This window comes from Paenibacillus guangzhouensis (genome assembly GCF_009363075.1).
Taxonomy (GTDB): Bacteria; Bacillota; Bacilli; order Paenibacillales; family Paenibacillaceae; genus Paenibacillus_K; species Paenibacillus_K guangzhouensis.
Map to the genome: position 1 here is coordinate 4,389,839 of NZ_CP045293.1, position 26,053 is coordinate 4,415,891.

General features: G+C 46.6%; 28 protein-coding genes, 1 pseudogene and 1 other annotated feature. Of the genes and pseudogenes, 5 read left to right on the forward strand and 24 right to left on the reverse strand.

What is annotated here, in order from left to right:
- Position 1 precedes the first annotated feature (1 nt).
- Positions 2–289: a cytochrome aa3 quinol oxidase subunit IV gene (qoxD, locus tag GCU39_RS19765; RefSeq protein WP_152397340.1), complete on the forward strand. Its 288-nt coding sequence runs from the start codon at positions 2–4 to the stop codon at positions 287–289.
- 354 nt (positions 290–643) lie between these two features.
- On the opposite strand, the gene GCU39_RS19770 is transcribed toward qoxD, so the two are convergent.
- From GCU39_RS19770 to tyrS, 10 genes and pseudogenes are all read right to left on the reverse strand, one after another.
- On the reverse strand, positions 644–1,348 hold the full coding sequence (locus GCU39_RS19770; protein ID WP_152395083.1) for a hypothetical protein: 705 nt from the start codon (positions 1,346–1,348) through the stop codon (positions 644–646).
- A complete protein-coding gene (locus tag GCU39_RS19775; protein WP_227793273.1) occupies positions 1,281–1,961 on the reverse strand; it encodes an HD-GYP domain-containing protein in 681 nt (226 codons plus the stop codon). The genes GCU39_RS19770 and GCU39_RS19775 overlap by 68 nt, the downstream gene beginning before the upstream one ends.
- A 256-nt stretch (positions 1,962–2,217) precedes the next feature.
- The gene (locus GCU39_RS19780; RefSeq protein ID WP_152395084.1) at positions 2,218–3,168 is read right to left on the reverse strand and encodes a tyrosine-type recombinase/integrase; all 951 of its coding nucleotides are present in this window, start codon (positions 3,166–3,168) and stop codon (positions 2,218–2,220) included.
- A gap of 236 nt (positions 3,169–3,404) precedes the next feature.
- The gene (locus GCU39_RS19785; protein WP_152395085.1) at positions 3,405–4,328 is read right to left on the reverse strand and encodes an LCP family glycopolymer transferase; all 924 of its coding nucleotides are present in this window, start codon (positions 4,326–4,328) and stop codon (positions 3,405–3,407) included.
- Positions 4,325–4,717, reverse strand: a complete 393-nt coding sequence (locus tag GCU39_RS19790; RefSeq protein WP_193726556.1) for a cupin domain-containing protein — start codon at positions 4,715–4,717, stop codon at positions 4,325–4,327. Before GCU39_RS19790 ends, GCU39_RS19785 begins: the two co-directional genes overlap by 4 nt.
- Positions 4,718–4,771: 54 nt before the next feature.
- Positions 4,772–5,068, reverse strand: coding sequence for a hypothetical protein (locus GCU39_RS19795; protein WP_152395087.1), 297 nt, complete (start codon positions 5,066–5,068; stop codon positions 4,772–4,774).
- A gap of 243 nt (positions 5,069–5,311) precedes the next feature.
- Positions 5,312–6,301, reverse strand: a pseudogene (locus GCU39_RS19800) (NAD-dependent epimerase/dehydratase family protein).
- 111 nt (positions 6,302–6,412) lie between these two features.
- Positions 6,413–8,263, reverse strand: a complete 1,851-nt coding sequence (locus GCU39_RS19805) for a bifunctional diguanylate cyclase/phosphohydrolase (RefSeq protein WP_227793274.1) — start codon at positions 8,261–8,263, stop codon at positions 6,413–6,415.
- A gap of 204 nt (positions 8,264–8,467) precedes the next feature.
- Entirely contained in the window at positions 8,468–9,049 is a 582-nt protein-coding gene (locus GCU39_RS19810; protein WP_152395088.1) for a DUF5317 domain-containing protein, read from the reverse strand.
- A 257-nt stretch (positions 9,050–9,306) separates the two neighbouring features.
- A complete protein-coding gene (gene tyrS, locus GCU39_RS19815) occupies positions 9,307–10,566 on the reverse strand; it encodes a tyrosine--tRNA ligase (RefSeq protein ID WP_152397343.1) in 1,260 nt (419 codons plus the stop codon).
- A gap of 79 nt (positions 10,567–10,645) precedes the next feature.
- Positions 10,646–10,869: a binding site (T-box leader), on the reverse strand.
- A gap of 161 nt (positions 10,870–11,030) precedes the next feature.
- Here tyrS and GCU39_RS19820 point away from each other — a divergent pair.
- Positions 11,031–11,393, forward strand: coding sequence for an HsmA family protein (locus GCU39_RS19820; RefSeq protein ID WP_152395089.1), 363 nt, complete (start codon positions 11,031–11,033; stop codon positions 11,391–11,393).
- Positions 11,394–11,396: 3 nt separating this feature from the next.
- Here GCU39_RS19820 and GCU39_RS19825 read toward each other — a convergent pair whose 3' ends face one another.
- The 3 genes from GCU39_RS19825 to groES form a co-directional block, all read right to left on the reverse strand.
- Positions 11,397–11,873 (reverse strand): DinB family protein, encoded by a 477-nt coding sequence (locus GCU39_RS19825; RefSeq protein ID WP_152397344.1) that lies wholly within the window; start codon positions 11,871–11,873, stop codon positions 11,397–11,399.
- Positions 11,874–11,988: 115 nt separating this feature from the next.
- Positions 11,989–13,617 (reverse strand): chaperonin GroEL, encoded by a 1,629-nt coding sequence (groL, locus tag GCU39_RS19830; protein WP_152395090.1) that lies wholly within the window; start codon positions 13,615–13,617, stop codon positions 11,989–11,991.
- 58 nt (positions 13,618–13,675) lie between these two features.
- Positions 13,676–13,957, reverse strand: coding sequence for a co-chaperone GroES (gene groES, locus GCU39_RS19835; protein ID WP_152395091.1), 282 nt, complete (start codon positions 13,955–13,957; stop codon positions 13,676–13,678).
- Between the two features lie 350 nt (positions 13,958–14,307).
- Between groES and GCU39_RS19840 the strand changes: the two genes are divergently transcribed.
- A complete protein-coding gene (locus GCU39_RS19840) occupies positions 14,308–14,703 on the forward strand; it encodes a transporter (protein WP_152395092.1) in 396 nt (131 codons plus the stop codon).
- A 57-nt stretch (positions 14,704–14,760) separates the two neighbouring features.
- Here the strand turns inward: GCU39_RS19840 and tatC are convergent, their stop codons facing one another.
- The 5 genes from tatC to GCU39_RS19865 all read right to left on the reverse strand — a co-directional run bounded on the left by tatC (position 14,761) and on the right by GCU39_RS19865 (position 18,109).
- Positions 14,761–15,534, reverse strand: a complete 774-nt coding sequence (gene tatC, locus GCU39_RS19845; protein ID WP_152395093.1) for a twin-arginine translocase subunit TatC — start codon at positions 15,532–15,534, stop codon at positions 14,761–14,763.
- Between the two features lie 18 nt (positions 15,535–15,552).
- The gene (tatA, locus tag GCU39_RS19850; RefSeq protein ID WP_152395094.1) at positions 15,553–15,810 is read right to left on the reverse strand and encodes a twin-arginine translocase TatA/TatE family subunit; all 258 of its coding nucleotides are present in this window, start codon (positions 15,808–15,810) and stop codon (positions 15,553–15,555) included.
- Positions 15,811–15,860: 50 nt separating this feature from the next.
- Positions 15,861–16,823, reverse strand: coding sequence for a molybdopterin-binding protein (locus tag GCU39_RS19855; protein WP_227793275.1), 963 nt, complete (start codon positions 16,821–16,823; stop codon positions 15,861–15,863).
- A 52-nt stretch (positions 16,824–16,875) separates the two neighbouring features.
- On the reverse strand, positions 16,876–17,373 hold the full coding sequence (gene mog / locus GCU39_RS19860) for a molybdopterin adenylyltransferase (protein WP_152395096.1): 498 nt from the start codon (positions 17,371–17,373) through the stop codon (positions 16,876–16,878).
- Between the two features lie 82 nt (positions 17,374–17,455).
- Positions 17,456–18,109, reverse strand: a complete 654-nt coding sequence (locus GCU39_RS19865) for a 5-formyltetrahydrofolate cyclo-ligase (RefSeq protein WP_152395097.1) — start codon at positions 18,107–18,109, stop codon at positions 17,456–17,458.
- A 147-nt stretch (positions 18,110–18,256) separates the two neighbouring features.
- Between GCU39_RS19865 and abc-f the strand changes: the two genes are divergently transcribed.
- Positions 18,257–20,200 carry a ribosomal protection-like ABC-F family protein gene (abc-f, locus tag GCU39_RS19870; protein WP_152395098.1) on the forward strand — a complete coding sequence of 648 codons (1,944 nt, stop codon included), beginning with the start codon at positions 18,257–18,259 and terminating at the stop codon, positions 20,198–20,200.
- 399 nt (positions 20,201–20,599) lie between these two features.
- Positions 20,600–21,088 (forward strand): CcdC family protein, encoded by a 489-nt coding sequence (locus GCU39_RS19875; protein ID WP_152395099.1) that lies wholly within the window; start codon positions 20,600–20,602, stop codon positions 21,086–21,088.
- 74 nt (positions 21,089–21,162) lie between these two features.
- Here the strand turns inward: GCU39_RS19875 and tsaD are convergent, their stop codons facing one another.
- From tsaD to cls, 6 genes are all read right to left on the reverse strand, one after another.
- Positions 21,163–22,209, reverse strand: coding sequence for a tRNA (adenosine(37)-N6)-threonylcarbamoyltransferase complex transferase subunit TsaD (tsaD, locus tag GCU39_RS19880; protein ID WP_152395100.1), 1,047 nt, complete (start codon positions 22,207–22,209; stop codon positions 21,163–21,165).
- The gene (gene rimI / locus GCU39_RS19885) at positions 22,202–22,696 is read right to left on the reverse strand and encodes a ribosomal protein S18-alanine N-acetyltransferase (RefSeq protein WP_227793276.1); all 495 of its coding nucleotides are present in this window, start codon (positions 22,694–22,696) and stop codon (positions 22,202–22,204) included. The genes tsaD and rimI overlap by 8 nt, the downstream gene beginning before the upstream one ends.
- A 64-nt stretch (positions 22,697–22,760) precedes the next feature.
- Positions 22,761–23,609, reverse strand: a complete 849-nt coding sequence (gene tsaB / locus GCU39_RS19890; RefSeq protein WP_152395101.1) for a tRNA (adenosine(37)-N6)-threonylcarbamoyltransferase complex dimerization subunit type 1 TsaB — start codon at positions 23,607–23,609, stop codon at positions 22,761–22,763.
- A complete protein-coding gene (gene tsaE / locus GCU39_RS19895; protein ID WP_193726996.1) occupies positions 23,606–24,124 on the reverse strand; it encodes a tRNA (adenosine(37)-N6)-threonylcarbamoyltransferase complex ATPase subunit type 1 TsaE in 519 nt (172 codons plus the stop codon). Before tsaE ends, tsaB begins: the two co-directional genes overlap by 4 nt.
- A gap of 179 nt (positions 24,125–24,303) precedes the next feature.
- Positions 24,304–24,486 carry an H-type small acid-soluble spore protein gene (locus tag GCU39_RS19900; RefSeq protein WP_152395102.1) on the reverse strand — a complete coding sequence of 61 codons (183 nt, stop codon included), beginning with the start codon at positions 24,484–24,486 and terminating at the stop codon, positions 24,304–24,306.
- 84 nt (positions 24,487–24,570) lie between these two features.
- Positions 24,571–26,001 carry a cardiolipin synthase gene (gene cls / locus GCU39_RS19905; protein ID WP_152395103.1) on the reverse strand — a complete coding sequence of 477 codons (1,431 nt, stop codon included), beginning with the start codon at positions 25,999–26,001 and terminating at the stop codon, positions 24,571–24,573.
- Between the last annotated feature and the right edge of the window lie 52 nt (positions 26,002–26,053).

The window sequence follows — 26,053 nt, forward strand, 5'->3', positions numbered from 1 at the left end:
GATGAAGCAACTATTCCCAGTCAAGCATGTCATGGGGTATATCTTCTCACTTGTCCTTTCGGTCGTCGCGCTGGCGGTGCTGATGGATGGCATCTCCTACACGGTGGGACTTGCAATTCTACTGATCTGTGCAATTTTGCAAGCCGGAACGCAATTGTTCCTCTTCATGCACATTGGCGAATCGAAAGATACGAAGTCGAGCCTCTACCTCAACATTGCTTATGCCCTCTTCGTGGGTCTCGTAACGATCTTCGGTACATTGTTCACGATGATTTGGGGTTACAACTAGGATTAGAAACCGTCAGAGAGAGATCTCTGGCGGTTTTTTTGTTTGTGGGGAGGGGGAGTTCGATCGATAAAACAGACTAGGTCAAAGGGAGAACTCGCTCCAACCGCTTCTTGTCCGCCCATTTCCTTTGATTAGATGAGTTGGATGAAATGGGCTTCCAAAGAGCGGACGTAGACTTTTCCGCGAGTTCTTCCCTCCTCCGAATAGTTTTATCGTTCGAACCATTCTAACCCCCAAAACCTGAACCGCCAACGATTCTCTATGCGGTTTCAGAGGGGTAGGAGGAAGACCAAAAGCGCCGCATCTTGGCAGATAGCGGCGCTTTTTCCTACGCTAAGCCTAAATACAATTTCGCTAGACCTTAAAATGAACATCGACGTAGGTCACATCCCGCATCGATTGCAGCCACCCTTGGATGTCATCCACGCGTACTGGGTCAACCACGATATACCGAACTTGGCTGTAAGAGTCGTCTCCGATCTCGTCGCAAGACGGCTCCATATACAACACCTCGCCGACTAATGAGCCGATCTGGTCTAGAATGACCATCGCACAGGCCATCTTCATCATACACCGGGAAGCGAATCCCACTTGGATCTGAAGCACTCGAATCCCCTCATGCTGAATCCGATGGATGATGTTCTCCACATTAAACGCTTGGCTAGCCTCTGCCGATATCGCGCTCATAATGTCTTGCTGCATGCTTGTATTCTTCTCACTCGCCAGCGCATATCCTCTTAATTCGCATAGCAACGGCGCCACATCTGCAGTGACTTTACTCCCGAGCAGAATAGCATCCTTCAACATCCGCATTTGATCCATACAGCGGAAGATCAGATTCACAATATCGCGAGTCATGTTCAGCTTCCAATGCCTCACAAGGTCCAATAACCGCTCCATTTCGAATCGAAGTTGTTTCATTTGCTCAATTTCTAATATCCAATAGGCCTTTCGCGACATATCGATCTGATTCATTTCCTGACCTACATCATTAATTTGTGCTGTAGCTTCGTCTAGAAATTCGCTTTGCATCACCGGAAATAAAGTTGAAATTGTCATGTTGTTCCTCCTTCACTCCCATATCCCTCAGCAGCTCTAGCATATCGATCTCCTTCCTCGCTAACTCTTCATCCGGGATTCGTAAACATGCAGTCACGTATTTTTTATCAAATTGCGTATTGGTGCAGCGAATTAATTCGGCCTTAGCTTCTTCAAGCGTCATTGCTGGTCGATACGGCTGATCTGAGATCATCTTGTCCCAAGCGTCAATGACGGTGCAGATCCTCGCAAACGGGGGGATATTATCCCACATTAAGCCAGACGGATACCCTTCACCATTCCACCGTTCATGATGATATTTGACGATATCTATGACGATGCGGCTTCCGATCTGCTCCCCTGTTAAGCGTTCTGCTCCAAGAACCGGGTGCTGCCTCATAACATCCCACTCATATGTCGTCAGTTGCGTAGTCTTCGTCAAGATCTCCGTAGGAATCAACAGTTTCCCGATGTCATGCAGACAACAGCCTAAGATCAACTGACTAGTCTGGGTCTTGGTTAGCTGCAATTGCTTCGCCATACACCGCGCGAGATGCCCGACTCGCATACTATGTTCAAATGTGATCTGATCTTTTCCCCATAAGTCATGCAGCAATTCTGTGATGTGTTCCATTCGCATAACCTCACCTACTTTGCCATGATATGCAAAAGAAATTGAAGACCACCCGTATATCAGAGGATCTTCAACATTTTTTAGCAATCCATCCCATATTCCAGTCCGTATCCATCCCGTTTACCTTCATTACATGGTAAAATAGTTAGTACGTACAATTTGTGTTGTTCGACATCTTTATACAAATATCGTATTAATTATAGTAAACTTTTCCTAGTAATTCAAGTAAATTGAACGATATCATAGTCTTATTTACCTATAGTATATCTTTTAAGCATTCTTCAACATAATCGGGAGCTGCTTTTTGAATTTGCTGAACCGTATGTAAATATCTTTGCGTCGTATTGATATGCGTATGCCCGAGGGACTCTTGCACCTGCTGGAGGGTCGCACCGCGTAGAAGGGCTAATGTCGCGTTCGTATGCCTGAGCCAGTGAGGCGTTACCACTTTGGTAAGGCCGCATTCGATTCGTGCATTTTGAATGATTTTCTCGATATAACGGACAGAAATAGGGAAAATGCGAGAGTCTTTTGAAGGGGATTGTTGTTCCATCATCATGAAGTATTGCGACAGCAATGTCCACAATCGCTTCGGCACTTTGACTTCACGTTCTTTGCCGCCTTTGCCGAATACGGTCAGCCACATGGTGGTTCCGCCCGGATCGGTATGGAAATCCTCCTTCGTAATGGAGATAAGCTCTGATACCCGCAGCCCTAGTAAGACTAAGGTTAAACCGATCAAGTAATTCCTTAGACTCTGTTTTTTAAGTTGATTGATCAAACGAACTAGTTCCGTCTCGGTGAGATAGTGGTTCTTGCTCGTAATGGTTATTTTCGGAATCCGAAGACTTGTCGTCGGATTGTGAGCGAAAATGCCAATATTCGGATCATTCCCCCATTTATACAGTGAACGTAGAGGGGCAATTCGAGCTGCTACCGATGCCGGTGCTTGCGGCTTATTCCCTTTACTTAAATACCCCTGGACTAACCCGAGTTTGTACATCTCAAGTTCCTTCCACGTCGCTTCCTTCAGTGTTTTATTTCCGAGGAAATCTCTAAATTTATTAATGGCGTTCCGATAATTGCGTATCGTATAAGCCGAATGGTGAAACGAAGCCAGAAATATATTAACGATTTGATCATCCGAATAAGCGTTATTGTGATCCATTTGTATAATGCTTTGAGATAAGATGGGTTGTGTTTTCAATCTTATGGTCTCCTTTATTATGCGAACAACACAAATTGTGCGTACTACAATAGAACTATACGACACGATGTCTGATAGGTTCGCAAAATTTTCGTCTCTTGATGTTAATCTATATCTAAAATATGGACACGAACGCATCGATTTATTCCGCCACATACTACTGTGGGCAGAATAAGATACTGTTAAAATAACATAATTTATCCCGCCAAGATAGACTTGGCGGGTTTGCTGTATTGTCACTGATTTGATTTTAACAGATCATGCAGCCGTTTACGTTCTTTATCATTCACAAGATAATAATAAATATTATTAATACGTGTTCCTGTCCCCTGAACCTCTGTTGTATCGATAGAATTAAACGCTGGCAGGTAGTTCTTATACATGTATTTCATCTCGTCGAATGTGATGTTCGTCTTCACATTTCGGCCAAGCGCCTTTAAAATACCAGGAATCCGGTCGATGCTGCCCCACTGCATCGCGGTATTCATCAGCTTCAACAACACCTGACGCTGCCGATCATTCCGCCCCTTATCTCCGCGAGGATCATCGTACCGCATCCTAGTATAGAGCAGTGCATGCTCACCGTCCAGTTTCAACGTTCCTTTATTGAAATGAACCCCTTCCTGATTGAAGGCAAACGGGTTCTCGACTTCCACGCCACCCACCAAATCAACAAGCTGCACGAAGCCCTCCATGTTAATTTTGACGACATAATCGATCGGCATATCAAGGAACTTCTCCACGGTAGCAAGCGCCATCTCAACGCCTCCAAAGGCATACGCATGATTCATTTTATCGACCGTATGATGCCCTACGATTTCTGTTCTTGTATCGCGAGGTAAATTGAACATCACCATGGATGGCTTATTCGGATTCACCGACACCACGATAATCGTGTCAGATCGTCCTCTGTCATGTTCGCGCTCATCTACACCCATCACAAGCACGCTGAAAGGTTCGAGCTTCTCGACGGCTACAGGTTCCGTTTTCGGCTTCACGGTCGTATCCTGGCTCACGTATACGGGCTTATTGGCTTTTACAGGGATGTACATCTGCTCCGCCGTCTCTTTGACCGTGCTATAGACATAATAGGCAACACCACCAGCACCACAGATCAGCACGAAAATTGTTATTGATACAATCCATACCCAACGTTTCATTGTGCGAAGACTCCTTCGTCTGTCAGCTCCATTTGGCCCCATCGCACCTGAAGCTGCTCCTCCACTTCATCTAAGTCACCAAGACCAACTTGAACTTCTGCCCACTTCATCACGGTCATGGCATGAATGCGATGAGGTATACCTGCCTTAATCTGCAGGACATCCCCTGTACGTATGTGACAGCCTTCCCCATTGTGGATGAACTCGCCTTCTCCATGCGTCACAATCCATACTTTGGATCGCATCGTATGATTCGCATAAGCCAGATGATAACCCGGCTCAAGCACAAATTTACTCGTCATCACGATATGTCCTGAAGGCTCCTGCCTACAGTCCAAAATCCAATATCGCCCATCATCAAAACCATATTCACCAGATCCACGATTCATGCATACCATCCCGTCCACGTCAGCCCCATTCTAACCGAATGTCTTCGACATACCTCAAGCAGATACCACCGATACGATCACTTGCGCCAAAATCACCATCACACCCGCAACCTTGAGCAGCATATATCCTTCTCGCAATACGACCATCGCGATAAGCGCCATCATCCCCCATCCCACTGCCGTACGTAACGAATTGGAATGCGTTCTACCTTGCCTGCGCTGTACGATACGAAATAATCCATAGCTAAACATACCTATCAACAGAATCCCTAATAGAATTGGATCTACCACATCCTCTACCACCGATCCGGATTGCCAGACCTTGCTGTACAACCATTCGAAGTTCAACATGACTTGATCCTCCTCTACTCTCTCATCTGTGAATTTTTGTATATTAAATTTATGATACAATATGTATCCTTGTCAATCACAAATCTACCAAAAAGATACATTTTGTTCTCTATCATTTTATTCCGTAAAAACCTTGCTGTACCTGCATTTCTCGACATCGGTCCGATCAACAAATTGAGACAGAACATGCTGATCTTCGCCTAGTTCTACCAAAAAGAAAAGCCTCCTTTTGGAGGCCTTACGCTACTGTTTATGACGATATAGTTGTAGAAGTTCCTTCTCCCGGTCCAAGGTTAATCCCGCCTTAAGCGGCTTGTCGTTTTCTTCCTTGCGCTGCTGATCCCAACGCCATATGTCCTCGATTGTCGCTTCCAGCGGTCTGCAGGTGAGCCCGGCTTCGATCGCCCGTGAAATATCCACTGAACCTGCACCACGCCAAGGCTCTCCCCCTTCTTCGAGCGGGAAGTTATGTGGGATCCATAACGGCAAATCTCGCCATGGCTGAACCTGATGGTCTAGTAGGAATTGTTCCTTCGCTCATACCCATGCCGCATCACTATTCGTGACGCTTCGGCACGTGTTCAGGAATTGTTCCATCGTCAGTGGTTTCGCCGGTCGGTCGCGACCATCAATGAATTGAATCTGCTGCGTCGGAAACTCAGGCGCAAGCACGGTACCACCCTCACTCACACGTCTTACCCAATAGGTCAGACGGTCTGACTCATCATGCGGGCCAACAATCAACCCTGGCCGGACATTCAATACGCGCCCAGGCATGAGACGCTCCGCCTCGATCTCACACATTCGCTTGAGATGACCATAATAGGGTCCTGGCAATGAAACAGATGGATCCTGGAGCAACTCTTGTAATTTTTCATTGGATAGGGTAGGCGTAATATACTGCTCGTTAATCCCTTCAGGGGCCCAGTCCTGATAGACCGAAATGCTGGAGATCATCGTGTAATGCTTCAGCTTCCCGTCCAGTACGTCGAGCAGACTTGTCACATCGTGCGGGAGATAAGCACACGTATCAACAACGGCATCCCAAGATCGATTCTGCAGCAGCGAAAGATCCTGTTTACGATCCCCAATAAGCTGTTCAACAGGCTGATCTTCAAAAATTCCATTGTGCTGCCCTCGATTAAATACTGTGACCTGATAGCCTTTACGCAGCGCTTCTTCGACGACAAATCTGCCAAGAAACCGTGATCCACCGATGACAAGAATCTTCATTTCCTGTCCCTCCCTTAATTCTCACGATATCGTCATTGACTTCCATTCCCTCTGATTATACGAAGAAGACCATACGTCATACAAATAAAAAATGCCAACTCCTAAATGGGATTAGGAAGTCAGCACGTGAGACGTATCGATTGTATATTTCTTTTCAATATAGGTGATAAAATACCCCGCCAACTCAGAGTCGAATTGACTACCCGAACAACGTCTGATCTCATTGAGTGCTTCTTCATACGATTTCGTTACCTGATAAGGGCGTTCTGTTGTCATCGCATCAAAAGAATCAATTATACAGAGCATTCGCGCCAACTTTGGAATTTCATTTCCCTTCAACCCGTGCGGATAGCCTTTACCATCGTAACGTTCATGATGCAGCTCAATCAATGGAATAAGCTCTTTGTATTTCCCTGTTGCAAGCACGATCTCCTTACCCCAGAGGACATGCTTCTTGACCATTTCCCACTCATCCGGTGTGAGCTTCGTCTTCTTATTCAGCACATCTCGTGGAATCTCGAGCTTACCGATATCATGGATCAGCGCTCCTAGAATGAGTGTTCGACGATCTTCTTCATGGAGCTGTAGAACTTCCGCCATATCGACCGCATAGGAATAGACACGTTTCGAATGTTTGTAAGTATAGATGTCCTTGGATAGGAAGATCTTAACCTGCTGTTCGAGCTCGTGGATATCATGCTCCAAACGTTGAGGCGGCTCGTCCTGTTCTCCATAAATCGACACCATATTTTTTCCCTTTGATTTCGCTAAATACAAGGCACGGTCCGCTGCATCGACCAATTGCGACTTGTCATACGTTTCTTTATTAATCTCAAGCAATCCTGCCGAGAATGAGATACAGCCATGCGGGAAGACGTCTACCCCATCATAAGGCGTGTGGTTGACTTTTTTTCGCAACCCATTCATGAATTCACTCGCTTGTTCTAAAGTATATCCTGGCATAATAATCGAGAATTCTTCTCCACCATAACGTGCAGCGAGAAAATCACGAGATTCACATTCAGACTTAACTAGATTCCCAAAAAAACTGAGCAGTTTATCACCCTCAGGATGCCCATAAGCATCATTATATTTCTTGAAATCATCTAGATCGAGCATTGCAAGCGAAAATGTTCTATCTTGTGTGCGATACATGCAAATATATTCATCGAGCTTCTCTTCAAAGTAACTATGACTATATAAACCCGTTCTCTGATCCATATTCGCTTTATTACTAATCGTATTATAAATCACAAACAGCTTGCTAAAAGCAACAGATAATAACATGGCAATACTTAAAAACAACAAAATACCAAAAATACCGCTTCGATCGACCAAAATAAGGACAACGAGAGAAAGCAACATCGTGCTCGTATAAGCAAATACACTATTCCTGAAGTAGGTTAGCAATGTATCCTTAATACTACCACCATTATAAATCACTGTCAGGAAGCTGATTAGCAGAATGTTAACCGTCGAATAAACAACTATGGCAATCAAGTAAGAGTAAATATTATCGAAATCAAAAGGGCCTGTCACTCCTCCTGATAAATGATATGTTATATCCGCAGAGATGATCATGAATATGTAGAGCGCCAAGTTAATTCCATTTTTAGAGAAAGAAGTTTTTAGCGCCAACCCTCTTAAAGCCATAAATGAGAAGCTAATCATGGCAATAAACAACGTAAAACTTCCGCCGAACATAAATATCGCCGCAAGATAGACGGAGGAATCCATCGATTCACTATTACCTTCCGGTGGAATTTGGAACATATACACATCAAGTAGTACCACCGCAACAACCATTATATAAATAATGATCCAGTCAGACATTTGTAATGGACTATAGAAATAAGAAGAATAATAAATACCTGCTGATAGACCAATGAGAATAAAGAAAATTTCAAATAGGCGGGTATAACGCCGCAATTGAAGAATTGTATTTTCTAGCAATTCTGTCACTACTTTCTTTTATCTAATAAAATAAGAAAGAAACAGGGTTCTCCCTGTTTCTTTCTTATTTTATTATGGAGTAATTTTGATTCCGGATGTAAGTGCAATAACAACAGAAGCAACGATAACCGTATTAAGAAGAATACGAGAAACAACGGCTTTCTTCATTATGATATCCTCCCTTTCATTTCATTGTCGTGCTATTATGTAAAGTTATTGTGCCTCAAGGGTAGATGTTCTATATTTTTCTACTAACATAATCTTCTGAAGATAAATGAATATACCAATATTCATTACAATATCTCCAATACTAATCACTTGCGTTCGAGGATAAGGTGGTGCAATCGGAATAATATCACCCAAGAAGGCAAGATGCGTTGATTCGCTCAGCATCACATGCTTCGTCACGGTGACTCCATTCTTCAACATTTCAATGTACACGGGATCAAGTACCTTCGCAGCTTCTAGTGAAACTGGCATTCTCCCGCCATTCAGAACCATGACAAGGAAATTCAAACCAACACCGATAAAAATATACCAAAATCCAGGTTCATTGCGGTTAAGCCACAATACATACAGGCCAACGACGTAAATCACCATAAAGTAAGAACCGCTAATTTGGTTCAAGATATCCCATCGATCTTGATAATAGAACATCACAAATTGCAATAATAGCAATATGGGAAAGATCAGTCCGCCTTTAATACGAACATTCGAAAGAGCCATGAACCCATTCTTAAATCCTGCACGGATTAATCCGACTATAATCCCAATTACGATTCCATCGATAACCATTCATACGTTCCCCTCTGAACTAGATAGAAACTAAAGTCGATCATACTATACAAAATATAAAACAAATAGACAAATTTCTCCATATGGCTGTAACGAGATTATAAGTGATCTACCCCTGAAAGTCAATCAATGAAGGCGATTACACGGTTGTGGGACAAGCGTTTTAGTATAAAATGAAAAACAAAAGAAAGCTTCTTATGGAAGTTCGATGAACTTCATAAGAAGCTTTCTTAATATCACAATATTACATCAGAATGCTAAGTTAAACGTACTAAACTATAATTCTTCTTCCCTTTGCGGATAATGATGAATCGGCCGTCGAAGGAGTTCTCGACCGTTACTTCCATCTCTAGATCCGTTACGCGCTCGCCATTCATGGAAATCGCACCTTTCGTGATATCCTCGCGCGCTTGGCGTTTAGATGGCTCGATACCTAGATCGACCAACCATTCTACGATGTTTTTGGATTCCTTGGTTGCATGGAAGGTCGGCATTTCTTTGAACCCTTGCTCAATCTCATCCGCAGTCAACGATTTGATATCGCCACTGAACAAAGCAGCGGTGATTTTCTTCGCTTGCTCTAACATTTCCTCACCGTGCACGAACTTCGTCATTTCTTCCGCCAATGTTTTCTGTGCTTCGCGTTTGTGTGGTTCTGTCTGGACCTTCTCCGCTAATGCATCGATCGCTTCTTTATCGAGGAACGTGAAGAATTTCAAGTATTTAATCACATCACGATCATCCGTGTTCGCCCAGAATTGGTAGAACTCGAATGGCGTTGTTTTGTTCGGATCAAGCCATACGGCACCGCCCGCTGTCTTCCCGAATTTCGTACCATCGGATTTCAACATCAGCGGGATGGTCAATCCAAACGCCTTGGATTCAGATCCTTCTTTCTTGCGAATCAAGTCTAATCCGCTCGTAATGTTGCCCCATTGATCGGAACCGCCAATCTGAAGCTGAACATCTTCTTCCTTGAACAAATGAAGGAAGTCAAGGGATTGGAGGATCTGGTAGGAAAACTCCGTGAAGGAAATCCCGCTCTCCAGACGGCTAGCCACGACATCTTTGGCAAGCATCGCATTGATGCTGAAGTTCTTCCCATAATCGCGCAAGAAGTCGATCACGTTAATCTTATGCGTCCAGTCGTAGTTATTCACCATACGCACCTGATTATCACCATCGGTGATGAATAGCTTCTTCATCTGTGCCGTAAGCGCTTCGACGTTCGCTTGGACTTGCTCCATCGTCTGCAGCGAGCGCTCCGATTGGCGACCGCTTGGATCCCCAATGGTGCCTGTCGCGCCTCCAATGAGAATGACAGGACGGTGTCCAGCAAGCTGGAAGCGTCTTAGCATCATAAATGGAATCAAATGCCCAATATGCATACTGTCGCCCGTAGGGTCAACACCGCAATACAACGAGATAGATTTCTCATTCGTTAGTTGACGCAATCCTTCGGCATCCGTCTGTTGGTTAATGGCGTCGCGCCATTCTAGTTCGTCGATAATGTTCATCGTCATCGTCTTCAGCTCCTCGATTCATTTCAAATTTAGCCCTATAAACAACAAAAAATCGTCCCCGTCTATTGCTAGACATCGGGACGATTGAATAACCGTGTTACCACCCAAATTGCATCCACAGCGCGTACGTCGCCATGAATACCACTCTTAGCGATAATATCGATCGCTACTCCGCTTAGGGACTGCCTAAGATACTCCAGAGTGTAATTCGCAGGATTTGTATGTACTGGGTCTCATCAACCCCCAGCTTTCTGAGAACAGGGACAAACTGCTACTTCGCTCTTTCAACGTATAGGACATATCAGATTACAGCCATTATAGAGAATTCAGATTGCAATGTCAACATGATCAGCAGCGTCGGGACGGGAAGCGTAATACTCCGTTCACACTGCATTCATACAGGCATGATAGGATACATGTACGAAGAAACAACAACGCACAAAAAGAGGTGAACCTACATGCTAGCAGCTGCCATTATTTTCATTAACTGTGCCCTTATTTTCTACACCATCGGTGTCTGGGGTGAAAAACGTTCCGGCACACTTCAAACCAAACATTTGATTTATTTCCTACTGGGTCTCGTCTGCGATACGACAGGTACAACCCTCATGAGTACACTCGCCTCGAATGGCGGGAATGTCATTCATGCGCTAACCGGCGGCGCCGCGCTTATCCTGATGCTAATCCATGCAGTCTGGGCTGCACTCGTCAAATGGAAAGGATCCGCGAATGCGCAGCACACCTTCCATCGCTTCAGCTTGATCGTCTGGATTCTATGGCTGTTTCCATATTTCATCGGTGTTGGCATGAGCATGTTATAAGCACTACGTTAATCTTTCGCTTTGCCGATACGCTTCTCTGACCCGTCCGATTTGTTCGATGTGTCCTTGAATATGCTGAACCCGGTATTCCAGCAATTGCTCGAAGGTAAATCGCCCTGCGTCTTCGTAGACGCCTACACGCTTGATCTGCTCCTCTGTAAGATGCTCGAGAATCGGCTGCATACTGGAACGCAGCATTTGGAACAGAAGCAGATAATGTTCACGGTCTGACAAATCGTAGCTCAGATGGTTCGCGAATGCGTTCTGATCGAAGGAAACAAGAACCGGCTCATCTTCAGCCAATACTCTTCGTATTCGATGCGTAGATGAGATCTCGGAATCCGTAACATGAATGATAATCTGATGAATACTCCATTGTTCTGGGGAAGGCTTGAATCGAAGTTCTTCCTCCGTCAATCCTTCAATGGCTTCCCGAAGCATCGCATGACCACGACCATACTCTTCTATTAATGATCTCATCATTGCCCTCCTTGGATTTGTTGTAACTTATTGCGATATAAATGTGATAATTATTAAAAAAGAGGACCCTTTCGGGTCCTCTTTTATTGATAAATCAAGGTTTTCTGGGGGATGATTACATCATGCCGCCCATTCCACCCATGCCGCCCATATCAGGCATAGCTGGTTTGTTTGGTTCTGGCTTGTCAGCGATAACCGCTTCGGTAGTCAAGAACATAGCTGCAACAGATGCTGCGTTTTGCAATGCGGAACGAGTCACTTTCGCTGGGTCAACGATACCAGTCTCAATCATGTTCACCCATTCGCCAGTTGCTGCGTTGTAACCGATGCCTACGGATTCTTTTTTCAGACGCTCAACGATAACAGATCCTTCTTGACCTGCGTTCGCTGCGATTGTACGAACTGGCTCTTCTAGAGCACGCAAAATGATGTTCACACCTGTCTGCTCATCACCGCTCGCTTGAACTGCTGCTACAGCGTTGAAGATACTTACAAGCGCTGTACCACCACCTGCAACGATACCTTCTTCAACCGCTGCACGTGTAGCATTCAATGCGTCTTCAATACGCAATTTGCGCTCTTTCAATTCTGTCTCAGTAGCTGCACCAACTTTGATAACCGCTACGCCGCCAGCCAATTTAGCCAGACGCTCTTGCAATTTTTCTTTATCGAATTCGGAAGTTGTTTCTTCCAATTGAGCACGGATTTGGTTCACGCGCGCTTCGATATCTTCTTTTGCACCGTTGCCATCAACGATGATTGTATTGTCTTTTGTTACACGGATTTGGCGAGCAGTACCCAATTGCCCAACTGTCGTCGATTTCAGATCAAGACCCAACTCTTCTGTGATCACTTGACCGCCAGTGAGTGCAGCGATGTCAGCTAGCATTGCTTTGCGGCGATCGCCGAAGCCTGGAGCTTTAACGGATACGCAAGTGAATGTACCGCGAAGTTTATTCATGATCAGTGTCGCTTGCGCTTCACCTTCAACATCCTCAGCGATGATTAGAAGCTGCTTACCAGCTTGAACCACTTTCTCAAGCACTGGCAAGATTTCTTGGATGTTCGAGATCTTCTTATCTGTGATCAAAATGTAAGGATTGTCAAGAACCGCTTCCATTTTGTCTGTATCTGTAATCATGTACGGAGAAGTATATCCACGGTCGAATTGCATCCCTTCAACCACTTCAAGCTCCGTGTAGAAGCCTTTCGACTCTTCCACTGTAATTACGCCGTCTTTGCCGACTTTCTCCATCGCTTCAGCGATCAATTGACCAACTTCATCGTCAGCAGCCGAGATTGCAGCAACTTGTGCAATCGATTGTTTGCCTTCGATTGGTTTTGCAATTTTTTGCAATTCTTCAACCGCTGCACGAACCGCTTTGTCGATCCCTTTGCGGATCACCATTGGGTTAGCGCCTGCAGTTACGTTTTTCAAACCTTCACGGATCATTGCTTGTGCAAGAACCGTAGCTGTTGTTGTACCGTCACCGGCAACATCATTCGTTTTGGTAGCTACTTCTTTAACAAGCTGTGCACCCATGTTCTCGAATGCATCTTCAAGCTCGATTTCTTTAGCGATTGTAACACCGTCATTGGTGATCAATGGGCTGCCGAATTTCTTCTCAAGAACAACGTTGCGTCCTTTAGGACCAAGCGTAACTTTTACTGCGTTTGCTAATGTATCTACACCACGAAGCATCGCACGGCGTGCGTCTTCGCTGAATTTAATTTCCTTTGCCATCGTGAAAAACCTCCTAAATAATTGTAATTGTTATTATGGATTCACTGATTGGAATGAATTAGCCGATAATCGCGTGGATATCGCTTTCTTTCATAATCAAATATTCTTTACCTTCGAATTTCACTTCAGTGCCAGCGTATTTCGAGAAGATTACGCGGTCGCCTTCTTTCACTTCAAGCGGAACACGAACGCCATCTTTCACCGCGCCGCTTCCTACCGCAATAACTTTACCCTCTTGTGGTTTGTCTTTCGCGGAGTCTGGCAATACGATACCGAATGCTGTTGTCTCTTCTTTCTCTACTGCTTCAACTAATACGCGTTCACCTAAAGGTCTGATCATGAAAAAATAGCCTCCTTTAAATATGTTGTTAAGCATTAACCATTATGTGTAATGTATTAGCACTCGTTCATCGTTAGTGCTAATAACAATTTTTATGATACCTATTTTGGAAGAACATTTCAAGCCCTTTTCTTCAAATTTACATGAACTTTTCAACATTCTATCGCCTCGACACACCTACCCATTCTATCCATCGCCGACCAATTTATGCCACACGAGTGAAAACAATTTCTTACTCCCCTACCCGCAGGAAAAAATAATTATATCCGTACCAAGACACTTGCCCAAGCCGATAGTTATCCGCCTCCATACGCTAGGATAAGATTTCACATCGATAAGGAGTGAATTTCATGGCATATATGCCTCCAAGACGTCCACGAGGCGGTCGTTCTTTCTTTCCCTTCGGAGGACCTCCCGGACAGCCACCGTTTTCGCCTGGTCCGCCCGGGCAGCCGCCAGGAACATCTGGACCCTCCGGAGCTCAGGCACCATCCTCGCCCCCACCACAATTCGTCCCTGCTAAGCCTCTATCGCAAGCCCAAGCAGGCGCATTTGCGGTAGACCCAGGCGCCATTCGCCGCTGCATGTTCCGCTATACGTATGTCTGGCTAACGAACGGCGACCAATTCTGGTTCTACCCTATTTTCGTCGGACGCGACTCCGTAGCAGGTTTCCGCTGGAATGGCTTCTTCTGGATGTATTTCGGCATCGACTTGCGACGAATTGATTCCTTCACTTGCTTCTAGCCCAGCTTTGCAAAAAGACGCTTATCGATATCATCGACAAGCGTCTTCTATGTGTTCCTATCTTTCGTATTCAAGCTCATCTTCCCAAGCCTGCTCACGTGCAAGCTGTTTCCGATAGACGATCGACGACAACCATACGCTGAATTCATATAGCAGTATGAGTGGAACGGCAACGAGCAAGTCCGAGATCAAATCCGGCGGCGTGATGGTTACGCCGATGAAAATCAACACGAAGTAAGCTAGCTTCCGCATTTTACGCAATCGTTTCGGATTCACGATTCGAATCTTGGTCAAGAACATGATAATGATTGGCAATTCGAACAACAGTGATACTGGAATTAAAATATTGAATAAGAATGAGAAGTATTGTGTAACACCATAGGTCTCCAAGAGCCCCATATGTTTCGTCATATCCGTCGTGAACGAAAATGCGAGTGGAAATACAACATAATAGGAGAAAGCAAGACCCGCTAGAAATAAAAGCAGAACAAACGGGATATACTGCACAGCACCCTTCCGTTCAACTTCACGTAGCCCTGGTCGGACGAACAGCCAGATTTGGTAGACCGTGAATGGCAACCCTACGATTAATCCAATTACAAAAGCAAACTTCATATAGATACCGATGGCATCCCACATCGAAAACGCATGAAAGCTCATGTCTTTCACTGGCGCAATGGCAATTAAATAATTATAGATGGGGTCCGTAACGACAAACCCGAGAATCATCCCTAGAACCAATACAATCAGAATATAGAAGATCCGTCTTCGCAGCTCGCCAATATGTTCCCATACTGTCATGTCCTCTGCATCGAAATGCTGCTCTGTCATTCTACCACCACGCTAATCTTAATCAGGTAAACGTCTGTCATTCGCGTGCTTCTGATCCTGTACAGGCTGCGATGTGCTATCCGTACTGCGGACTTCTTGCTTCGCGGGCTTGCGATCGTCGTCATCATCGTCTGAGATGATATCACGCGCTCCCTCTTTGAATTCACGCAATGTCCGACCAAAAGCGCGACCCAATTGAGGCAGCTTATTCGGACCGAACAATAATAACGCAACGATAATCAGCAAAATAAAGCCTGTTACGCCTATGCCTCCCACCTTGCATATCCCCCTTCATTCACTTCTTCAGCGAAAATATCAATTCTGTTCTAGCATCCGATCAGTCCGCCATATCCCATCTCCACGATATCGCGTTCTTCGATACGATCTCCCGCCAAAATCCGCGGCAGAAGCACATCAAAAGAAGTGAATGGGTCGTGCATGACACAGCCTGGTAAACCTAGAATCGGTATATCTTCCAAATAGCCCATTAATAACATGGAACCTGGCAGCATCGGCGTACCGTAACGAACGATTTCCGCACCTGCTTGCCTGATTGCTCCGGGTGTCCGATCATCGGGATCTACAGACATCCCGCCTGACAGCAGTATCATATCACACATTTGTTCCTTCAATTGGGAAATTTCCGTGACAATTATCGCTATATCGTCAGGCGCAAAGCGTTGTTCGACAATTTCCGAACCGAAGGCTTCAACTTTCGCTCTAACAACGGGACCAAACCGATCTTGGATGCGTCCATGATAGACTTCACTGCCCGTCGTAATCAATCCAATACGATGCGGAATGAACGGCTTCACCTGTACGACCGATTGATGCGTATTCTTGCGAAGCTCTTCGCTATACCGTTCAACCTCTTCTATCTTCGCGGTTTGCGTAATCAGTGGAATTACGCGTGTGCCCGCAAGCGCTTGGCCCGGATGCACAACCGTATTCGATTTGACCGTCGCGAGCGCAATATCACCGAGACCGTTCACACGATCAACGGTTGGCTTATGAATATGGGCCAACCCGTGAATACTCGATCGAATCATAACCTTCCCTTCGGAAGGGTCAGTTAACGTCGTATTCGAGCCTTGAAGCGCCATCGCCATGCGCTGCGCAGCATCATCCTCATGGATCTCATCCTCTGCTAGTGAAATTGCATAAATATGCGCTTTACCGATATCGAGCAGCTTCGGGATATCGGATTCCGTAATCCGATGTCCCTTCCGAAAAAGTCTCCCCTTGAACTCGCCCGGAATAATCTGCGTCAAATCGTGTGCCAGTACCATGCCTATGGCCTCTTCTACAGGAACTTCCTGAAGCGATGAAGAAATTGAGCCACTATTCATCTTGGTGATCCTTGTACCGGCCAGTAATGATATCAAGCGCGTGCGGAAGCTGATCCATGACGGCATTCAGATTCTCATGCACACCTTTCGGACTTCCTGGCAAGTTCAGAATTAACGTCTTCCCGCGAATTCCGCATACCCCGCGTGATAACATCGCCCGTCTTGTCTTGAGCATAGAAGCGGCGCGCATCGCCTCCGCCATTCCCGGCACTTCCCGATTAATTACCTTAAGTGTAGCCTCTGGCGTGACATCCCGCTCGGCTAGGCCTGTCCCGCCTGTCGTTAAGATCAAGTGGGTCTGGAAGTAATCGACCATCTCGATCAGTGCGGCCATAATCTCATCCTTCTCATCCGGTACAATGCGATACTCGACAATTTCACCGCCAAGCTCTTCTTCGATCAATTCTCGAATGACTTGCGCACTCGTATCCTCGCGTTCACCTCTAGAGCCCTTATCGCTAGCGGTTAGGATTCCTACTCTCCAGATCATTTCGCACCCCTCCCTCGAATGTCGAACTTCAATATATGATATTTATTCCTTGTAGCTTATCTATTGTATGTATATGAACTATTCATGTATTATCTATGATCCTGTGATCGCCTGCATCCATCGTGATGGTCATGTCTTCCGTCATGAGGCAATCTATGCGAAGGTCATGCGCCTCCATCGGTACATGTTCGATCACCTGTAGACTGAATGCCAATGCAATACATAACGGCCTGCCCTCAGAACCTTCTGGGCGCGCCTCAGCAAGTCTGGCCATAAACCGGTCATAATATCCGCCGCCGTATCCCATACGCCCTCCATGCCGATCATAGGCGATCCCTGGAACGACAACCCAATCTAATGTTGCCCATTCCCTCTCGGATAGCTGCGGAAGCGACAATTTCGGTTCTCGAATCCCATAGCTGCCAACTTCAACATCGGATAACGATCGGATCCTATACAACTGCATCTGCCCTGTATCCTGATTCACACGAGGGGCATGTACCCTAAATCCCCGATCCCAGCAATGCTGAATAAATGGCATGATATCGAGCTCGTGATCATAGGGAAGATAGACGAAAATGCTACGATTCGCGGATGATTGTCCCGACTGGGCCTGTCCATCAATCCATTTCGCAGCTTCTCTGCATATTCGTTCGGAGTTCACCTGATGCTCATTCGGTGATAAGGCCTTCCGCAAGGCTTTGATCCGCTTGCGAATCTCTTGTTTCTCGCTCATTTAACGAAATCACACCCTTAGTTTACCATTGTTCATTTACTTTCGCTAGTTTTCAGCGTTATCCTTCCATTTCTTCGCACTTTCCTCAAAATTCATGTACAATATGTACTATTGAAACCGTGATCATGTGTTGGAGGTATCGACGAAATGCTGCTTCAAGCTTCAGGAATAACGAAAAATTATGGTGTAACCAATATTCTGTCAAATATTAACCTAATGGTCAACGAACGAGAACGGATCGGTCTAGTAGGTGTGAACGGTGCGGGCAAGTCAACATTGCTAAAGATTATCGCCGGAGAAATCCGCCCGGATCAAGGGCAGATTTTCAAAGCCAAAGAAACACGCCTCGGGTATCTTGCCCAGAACAGCGGTCTGCAATCCGATCGATCGATCTGGGATGAGATGCTGCAGGTCTTCGCGCATTTGATCGAAGCGGAGAAGGAATTACGCGAGCTCGAACAACAAATCGCTGATCCTGCGCTCATGGAAGATGAGAAGAAATACGCGGATACGCTGAACCGCTATGCCACGCGTTCGGATTGGTTCCGAGAGCAAGGCGGCTACGAGGTCGAGACGAAGATCAAGTCCATTCTGCATGGCATGGGATTCGGCAGCTTCTCCTTCGATACGCCTATTCATACGCTAAGCGGCGGCCAACGGACTCGGCTTGCCCTCGCTCGCATGCTGCTGCAAGCTCCAGATGTACTCATGCTGGATGAGCCGACGAACCATCTGGACATTGAGACGTTAACATGGCTCGAAGATTATCTCCGCGGGTACGCGGGCGCCATCGTCGTCGTATCACATGACCGCTATTTCCTCGATGCGCTCGTCACGAATATCGTCGAAATTGAGCGTCATCAATCCAAACGGTATACGGGCAACTATAGCAAATATATCGAGCTCAAAGCGGCGGACTACGAAATCGAGAGTAAACATTATGAACGCCAACAGACAGAGATTGCGAAAATGGAAGATTTCATTCGTAAAAATATCGTTCGCGCAACAACGACCAAACGAGCGCAAAGCCGTCGCAAAGCGCTTGAGAAGATGGATCGTCTGGAGAAACCACTCGGTGATTTGAAGAAAGCATCCTTTTCATTCGAAGTCGAACTCACTTCTGGTAAGGAAGTTCTGCAGATTAGCGACCTTGCGATGGGATTCCCGAATAAAGGAACCTTATTCAAGCATGTCTCACTCGATCTGCGCCGCGGCGAGACGGTCGCCCTCATTGGCCCGAACGGAATCGGTAAATCTACTTTATTAAAAGCGCTAGTCGGGCAGATGGAACCATTAGGCGGCGTGTTCAACTGGGGAACGAATGTCAAGCTGGGTTACTACGATCAGGAGCAGACAGGCCTGACCCCGAGTAACACCGTCTTGGAAGAGCTCTGGTCTGCCTATCCTCACCTCGAGGAAGCACGGATTCGCACCGTGCTCGGCAATTTCTTATTTAGCGGAGAAGATGTGCTCAAGAGGGTATCGTCTCTGAGCGGCGGAGAGAAAGCACGCGTCTCATTAGCGAAGCTGATGCTCCTCAAAGCCAATATGCTCATTCTCGATGAGCCGACGAACCATCTGGATCTCTTCAGCAAAGAAGTGCTGGAATCCGCACTCATGGACTATGAAGGCACGCTGCTCTTCATCTCCCATGACCGTTACTTCTTGAACAAAATGGCGGAACGGATCGTTGAGCTCAGTCCGACAGGGACGCAACATTTCCTAGGAAATTACGACGATTATGTCGAAAAGAAACAAGAACTGGCCGAAATGCTAGCCGAAGCTGCCGCTGCGCCCAGCAAAGAATCTGCAGCAAATACGACAGTGGGCGACAAACCATCGAGTGGCGCCGCTACCTTCGAAGACAACAAACAAGCGAAACGCGAGGAACGGAACAGACAGCGCAAACAAGAACAACTCGAAGCTGATATCGCACAGCTCGAGACGGAGATCGCGGAATTGGAGCACAAGCTTACACTTCCTGAGGTCTATCAGGACTATGTCGCCGTACAGGAGACACAGAGCCAAATTGATGAGAAAAAATCCCGTCTAGCCGTGACGTACGAACAATGGGAAGAGACCATGGCTTAAGCAATTGTCTTACCATATGAATATACACAGCCTTATCCACAGAACAAGTGAATAACTTTATCCTCCTAGCGGCCTATACGGCCGCTTTTTTTATTGATGCACGAGGGGATGCGAAGCAATTTCCATAATTATTCACTTTTTTATCCACATTATCCACAGAAATAGGCCATTCGACATGAAAAAGCTATCCCCCATTTCCATAAAACCCGCATCACTGCGCACCATAGTGTTATAACAGTTATGCACAGATCTCGTGGGATATGTGCATAACTTTGTCCACATGGCTTTCTTACTACCACTTTCCCATCGATGAGGAACAGAAGATTTCTCCAGACGCTTTGTGCTATAATACGACTTAATGTAACGAACCACTTTATATTCAACAATGAGGTGATTGTCTTGGCTGGCTCTTTGTTCTCTATGCACGGCCTTTCCATTCTTGCAACGATATTAGGCGGGTCGGCTGTGATCTTCCTGCGGCTGCGCGCTGCGAACAAACCAACGAATATGAAGAAGATTATTATGCCGCCCGTCGGTATGGTATCCGGGTTCCTCATGTTCGTCGTGCCGGAGTTTCGCGTCCCGCTTACGTGGGCACTGGCCTCATTTCTTGTCGGAGCGATTCTCTTCTCCTATCCCTTGATCCTGACATCACGATTCGAGCAGAAGAATGATCAGATCTATCTGAAACGCTCCAATATGTTCATCTTCGTCATTGTCGGACTTCTCGTCCTTCGTGTCATTCTGCATGATGTGCTTGAACAATACATCACGGTTCCTCAGAGCGCAGGCCTCTTCTTCATCCTTGCCTTCGGCATGTTGCTCCCATGGCGTGTCGCAATGCTGATGCAGTTCCGTAAGCTGCAGCATGCGAGTGTTCGAGTATAATAAAAAGGCTGTATCCGAGGCTCTCCATTCGAAAGGAGAGATTCGATACAGCCTTTTATTTTTTCATATCGATGCTAGCTCTGAACCGACCAAGCTTCGAGCGATAATGTTGGCTCGCCTTTCAGGTCCAGCGCTGTAAATTCGCCGCGCTTCCACTTCAAGTAAGCAGCCGCGCCAATCATCGCTGCATTATCGCTGCATAAGGCGAACGGCGGGATTAACAGCGGCAAGCCTTCAGCTCCACAGCGCGCTGTCAAGGCTTCACGCAACCCCTTATTAGCTGCTACACCACCGCATAAGAGCAGCTGCTTCACGTTGAATTCCTTCGCGGCGCGAATCGCCTTCTCCGTCAGCACCTCAATTACCGACTCTTGGAATCCGCGAGCGACATTGGCCAAGTTCAATTCTTCATTTCGCATCTTCGTCTGATTAATCACATTCAGTACCGCCGATTTCAAGCCGCTAAAGCTGAAATCATAGGAATCCGGCTCGAGCCATGAACGCGGCAATGGCACCGCAGCTTCCGCTTCATGCGCCAGACGGTCCACATGCGGGCCGCCAGGGTATGGGAATTGCAGCGCACGCGCGACTTTATCATACGCTTCACCTACCGCGTCATCCCGCGTCCGACCGATCATACGAAATACGCCTTCGCTCTCCAGCAAGACGAGTTCGGTATGCCCGCCGGATACGACGAGCGCCATACACGGGTATTCTATTTCATGTACCAACTGATTAGCGTAAATATGACCTGCAATATGATGCGTTCCGATCAACGGCAGGTCAAGCGCCATTGCGAGCGCCTTGGCTGCCACAATACCCACGAGCAGCGCACCGACAAGACCAGGTCCCATCGTCACAGCAATCGCAGACAAATCGGTTAGCGCAATGCCAGCCTTTTCTACGGCTTCCTCCGTCGTAATCGTAATCGTCTCCACATGCTTGCGTGAAGCCACTTCCGGCACGACACCACCGAAGCGTTTGTGCGTCTCAATCTGACTCGCTACAATATTCGATAATATTTCTTTGCCGTCCTTAATGACCGCGACGCTAGTCTCATCACAACTTGTCTCGATCGCTAATATATAATTGGGCTTCCCTTCGCCATAAACGTTACTCATGTCTGTCACCTGCCTCTTTCGATCCAGGGATTGTTCCCCCAGATTCGATGGTTTCCCATTCTACCGGAATATCCGCCCACATAATAAGTGCATCTTCATTATTGTCGGAATAATAACGAGGACGAACACCCGCTTGCGAGAAACCAAATTTTTGATATAAATTTTGTGCAACATGATTCGACACCCTGACTTCAAGCGTCATCTTCTTCATTCCGACAAAACTTGCTGTCTTCATCATTTCTTTAAGGAGTCTAGCACCCAGCTTCCGACCACGATACTCTGGACGAACGGCAATATTCGTAATATGCGCTTCATCCACGATGAACCACATCCCGCCATAGCCAATAATCTGGCCATTCCATTCCATCACCATATATTTAGCAAAATGATTCTGCGTTAACTCATTCCGGAACGCTTTGGCTGTCCAAGGCAGCGTAAACGCCTGTCTTTCTAGTTCTACGATAGATGGAATATCATTCAACTGCATTAGCCGAAAGCAAAGCCCGTCTGTTGCATTGTCCCTATAATCATCCACGATTCGCATTCTCCCTTCACGACTTCGCAAGCAGTTTCGCTTCTGCCTCTGCAAGCTGCGTATAATTCGGCTCAAATCGATGCGCATCGTCGAAGTCCCCTCGCATCAGTCTATTGCCACCTGTCAGCCCGAGCCAGCGCGCTTCCATCGTGTACGACACCATATGCACAGGAGCGCTAATCAGCGACTGCAATCGCTCCACTTCCGCCAAGTGAAGTTCGACGTCGCCAATAACCCAAATATGTGCCGGTGTTCCATGTTCAATCGTGCTTTCAACAATTTGATCCACCCAATCCCTCATGAGACGTACCCGATCTTCCTGTACGCCTTCCCATTGAATGGAATCGACAGTGGCTTGTCCGAACCATAGCGAGGTATAAACTTGTCCGCGCCGCGCATCAATCAGAGGCACGATCCAGTTCATACTTTGCATCGTATCCTCCTGTTGATCCCTGAAATTCACAGCCGTTATCGGTAGCATCGTATCCATGTTCCCCGAAGTCTCCATCAATGATTGTGTCGCATGATGCCATCCGGCTAGCGCCAATCCTTCCAGGCTCGAGACGCCTACAATCGGCTTCTTCCAGACCCATGCGAGTGTCTTTCCAACCGTCACGCCAATGCGTACACCTGTGTATGAGCCAGGACCGCGGCCTACAATAATACCGTCCAGATCCTGCTCGTGCATATTTAGTGATTGAAGGACTTCTTTCACCGTTGGTATTAAATATAAGGAATGATTGCGCTCTGCCGATGAAGAAATCTCCTTTAGGACGCGCGTTCCTTCCACAACAGCAACGGTAAGCATGGCCGTCGATGTATCAATTGCTAAATACCGCTTGTTCGGTGTTTCCTTGCTTATCATGATGACGCCCCCTCCTTGTTCAGTTCCTCACACCATGCCTCATAAGGAGAACCGTACGCCTGCACGTGGAATACGCGCTCAGTCATGCCGGCATATTCGATATAAATGTGCAAATATGCTGCAGGCAGCAGATCCGTAATCAGACTCGACCATTCGACAACCGTCAATCCTTGTCCAAAGAAATACTCATCAAGCCCCAGCTCGTCCGCTTCTTCCATCGAGAGACGATAGACATCCATATGATAGAAAGGAAGTGTTGTTCCTTCATATTCTTTGATAATCGTAAACGTGGGACTATTCACCACATCTTGTACACCTATCGCACGAGCCAGCGCCTGCGAAAATCGAGTCTTTCCCGCTCCCAAATCACCATCGAGCGCGATAACAGCCCCCGGCTGAATCCAACCCGCGAGCCGTGCAGCGAACCGCTCGGTGTCTGCCTCTTGCATGGAACGGAATGTATACGTATTAAGCACCACTTTCAACTCCAGTTCTACTCCGCATGATTCAAACATGTCTGCTTGATCCATATTGCATAATGCTCTTATTATATCGACCCTCTCCCCTGCCTGCAATAAGCGCCCCTCATACCCAAGCTTTGAAAAAAGCCCGAACCATCTGTCTGCGCATACGTTCGCAGCTTCGGTCCGGGCTGGGTTCAGCTTATATGATCTGGATAACTTGAAAATTCAGCTCAATGCTCACTCAACCGTTCCACGGACACAGTCTGTGTGTTGGTCGGACGAGAACCGATCTGAACCGTCGCCATGTTATTTGCTTCATCTACATTCTCAATCCAGACCGAATCACCTGTATCGAGTTTTACCGCAATTGTATCTTGGCTCTTATAAATTTCTAGGGCACGACGCGCATCCATTCTTCCTTACTCCTCCTTGATGGTTCTTCGTAGTCCTCTACAATATACCCGAACGGCTCTGTTCCCATTCAAGCTGAGTAAGACCTACAACAACGGTGACAGCATACGCGCCAGCACTTCTTTCCCTTTCTGAATCCGGGAACGCTGCTCAAATTCTTTCAAGATCAGTTCTGTACTATCCTTTAGATCCTGATCGAAATCAGCATAGAGCCGCTCAATCGTACCAAGGTCGAATAGCACCGCATTTAATTCAAAGTTCATAAATAAACTGCGCATATCCATATTGGCTGTCCCCACGGAGGCCAGCATCCGATCGATCAGGACGACTTTGGCATGCATGAATCCTTTCTGATACTGATAGAACCGCACCCCAGCCTGCATCAGCTCTTCCACATAAGATAAAGACGCTAGATTGACTAGCTTTGAATCGTTCACCCCTGGAATGATGACCCGCACATCCACTTTACTCACCGCAGCGGTCTTTAGCGCCGTAAATATACTCAGATCGGGAATAAAATAAGGCGTCTGTAGATAGATCCGATGCTTCGCTACCGATATCGCCCCGAAGAACATCTCTTGAATGGCATCCCAATGGGAGTCTGGCCCGCTCGCGATCATCTGCACTTGTTCAGAGCCTTGACATTCATGCTGCGGGTACAAGTCCAGGTCGCTGAGCTCTCGATTCGATACGACAAACCAGTCGTTGATGAACGTATTTTGCAGAAAATAAACGGCATCCCCGCGCACTTGAATCTGCGTATCCCGCCAAAATCCGAGCTTCTTATCGTTACCTAAATATTCATCGCCGATATTGATGCCGCCGACGAACCCGATTTTCCCGTCAACGACGACGATTTTGCGATGGTTCCGGAAGTTCAGCTTCCGATGATAGAGGGCAAAAAGCGGCGGCAAAAAGCTATAGAATTCAATACCGCTATCCTTCAGCGGCTTCACGAACCGGTCATTGAGCCCGTAACTGCCCAGACCGTCCACGATAATCCGTACCTTCACGCCCTGCTTCGCCTTCTCGAGCAATAATTGCTGGAACCTGGTACCGATCCGATCCCCGCGAAATATATAGAACTCTAAATGGATATGATGCTTCGCCTGCTCCATCGCCTTGAACATCGCTTCATAAGTTGCCTCGCCATTCGTAAGCACCTCCGTCTCATTACAGCCACTAATTGGACTCTCAGATAAATGCGTCAGCAGCCGGAACAATCGCCCTTCCCGACGCAGTTCATAGTTATTGCTCTGGAATTTCCGGGTCACGATCGAAGAGTTCTGCCAGATCAGCTTTCTTTTTCTGCGAAAAATGGTCGTACCCTTCTTCCGAACCTTCCGCCTATTCTTATAATCTTGAGCAACGAAATAATAGACCGCAAATCCAATCACCGGAAAACAGAATAATATGAGCAGCCACGCCACAGTCTTCGATGGATGCCGGAATTCAACGATCAGGATCGTCGCTATTTGAAATATAAATACAGCTAACAAGATAGCGAGCCATGTCATACTTCGGATTCCCTCCCTCTTTGCTTTACGTCCCCGCTCAGAGGATATGATC

Bases quoted from the DNA above. Each gene is read 5' to 3' on its own strand.
- GCU39_RS19770 (WP_152395083.1), bottom strand. From the start codon at position 1,348: ATGACAATTTCAACTTTATTTCCGGTGATGCAAAGCGAATTTCTAGAC.
- qoxD (WP_152397340.1), top strand. From the start codon at position 2: ATGAAGCAACTATTCCCAGTCAAGCATGTCATGGGGTATATCTTCTCA.
- tsaE (WP_193726996.1), bottom strand. From the start codon at position 24,124: ATGTTTGAATCATGCGGAGTAGAACTGGAGTTGAAAGTGGTGCTTAAT.
- groL (WP_152395090.1), bottom strand. From the start codon at position 13,617: ATGGCAAAGGAAATTAAATTCAGCGAAGACGCACGCCGTGCGATGCTT.
- GCU39_RS19790 (WP_193726556.1), bottom strand. From the start codon at position 4,717: ATGAATCGTGGATCTGGTGAATATGGTTTTGATGATGGGCGATATTGG.
- GCU39_RS19825 (WP_152397344.1), bottom strand. From the start codon at position 11,873: ATGAGATCATTAATAGAAGAGTATGGTCGTGGTCATGCGATGCTTCGG.
- tsaB (WP_152395101.1), bottom strand. From the start codon at position 23,609: ATGATAAGCAAGGAAACACCGAACAAGCGGTATTTAGCAATTGATACA.
- GCU39_RS19865 (WP_152395097.1), bottom strand. From the start codon at position 18,109: ATGAGCGAGAAACAAGAGATTCGCAAGCGGATCAAAGCCTTGCGGAAG.
- GCU39_RS19840 (WP_152395092.1), top strand. From the start codon at position 14,308: ATGGCATATATGCCTCCAAGACGTCCACGAGGCGGTCGTTCTTTCTTT.
- groES (WP_152395091.1), bottom strand. From the start codon at position 13,957: ATGATCAGACCTTTAGGTGAACGCGTATTAGTTGAAGCAGTAGAGAAA.
- abc-f (WP_152395098.1), top strand. From the start codon at position 18,257: ATGCTGCTTCAAGCTTCAGGAATAACGAAAAATTATGGTGTAACCAAT.
- rimI (WP_227793276.1), bottom strand. From the start codon at position 22,696: ATGCAGTTGAATGATATTCCATCTATCGTAGAACTAGAAAGACAGGCG.
- GCU39_RS19900 (WP_152395102.1), bottom strand. From the start codon at position 24,486: ATGGATGCGCGTCGTGCCCTAGAAATTTATAAGAGCCAAGATACAATT.
- tatC (WP_152395093.1), bottom strand. From the start codon at position 15,534: ATGACAGAGCAGCATTTCGATGCAGAGGACATGACAGTATGGGAACAT.
- cls (WP_152395103.1), bottom strand. From the start codon at position 26,001: ATGACATGGCTCGCTATCTTGTTAGCTGTATTTATATTTCAAATAGCG.
- GCU39_RS19855 (WP_227793275.1), bottom strand. From the start codon at position 16,823: ATGGTACTGGCACACGATTTGACGCAGATTATTCCGGGCGAGTTCAAG.
- GCU39_RS19810 (WP_152395088.1), bottom strand. From the start codon at position 9,049: ATGGTTATCGATGGAATCGTAATTGGGATTATAGTCGGATTAATCCGT.
- tsaD (WP_152395100.1), bottom strand. From the start codon at position 22,209: ATGAGTAACGTTTATGGCGAAGGGAAGCCCAATTATATATTAGCGATC.
- GCU39_RS19775 (WP_227793273.1), bottom strand. From the start codon at position 1,961: ATGGAACACATCACAGAATTGCTGCATGACTTATGGGGAAAAGATCAG.
- mog (WP_152395096.1), bottom strand. From the start codon at position 17,373: ATGATCTGGAGAGTAGGAATCCTAACCGCTAGCGATAAGGGCTCTAGA.
- GCU39_RS19785 (WP_152395085.1), bottom strand. From the start codon at position 4,328: ATGAAACGTTGGGTATGGATTGTATCAATAACAATTTTCGTGCTGATC.
- tyrS (WP_152397343.1), bottom strand. From the start codon at position 10,566: ATGAACATTATCGACGAACTAGAATGGCGCGACGCCATTAACCAACAG.
- GCU39_RS19795 (WP_152395087.1), bottom strand. From the start codon at position 5,068: ATGTTGAACTTCGAATGGTTGTACAGCAAGGTCTGGCAATCCGGATCG.
- GCU39_RS19820 (WP_152395089.1), top strand. From the start codon at position 11,031: ATGCTAGCAGCTGCCATTATTTTCATTAACTGTGCCCTTATTTTCTAC.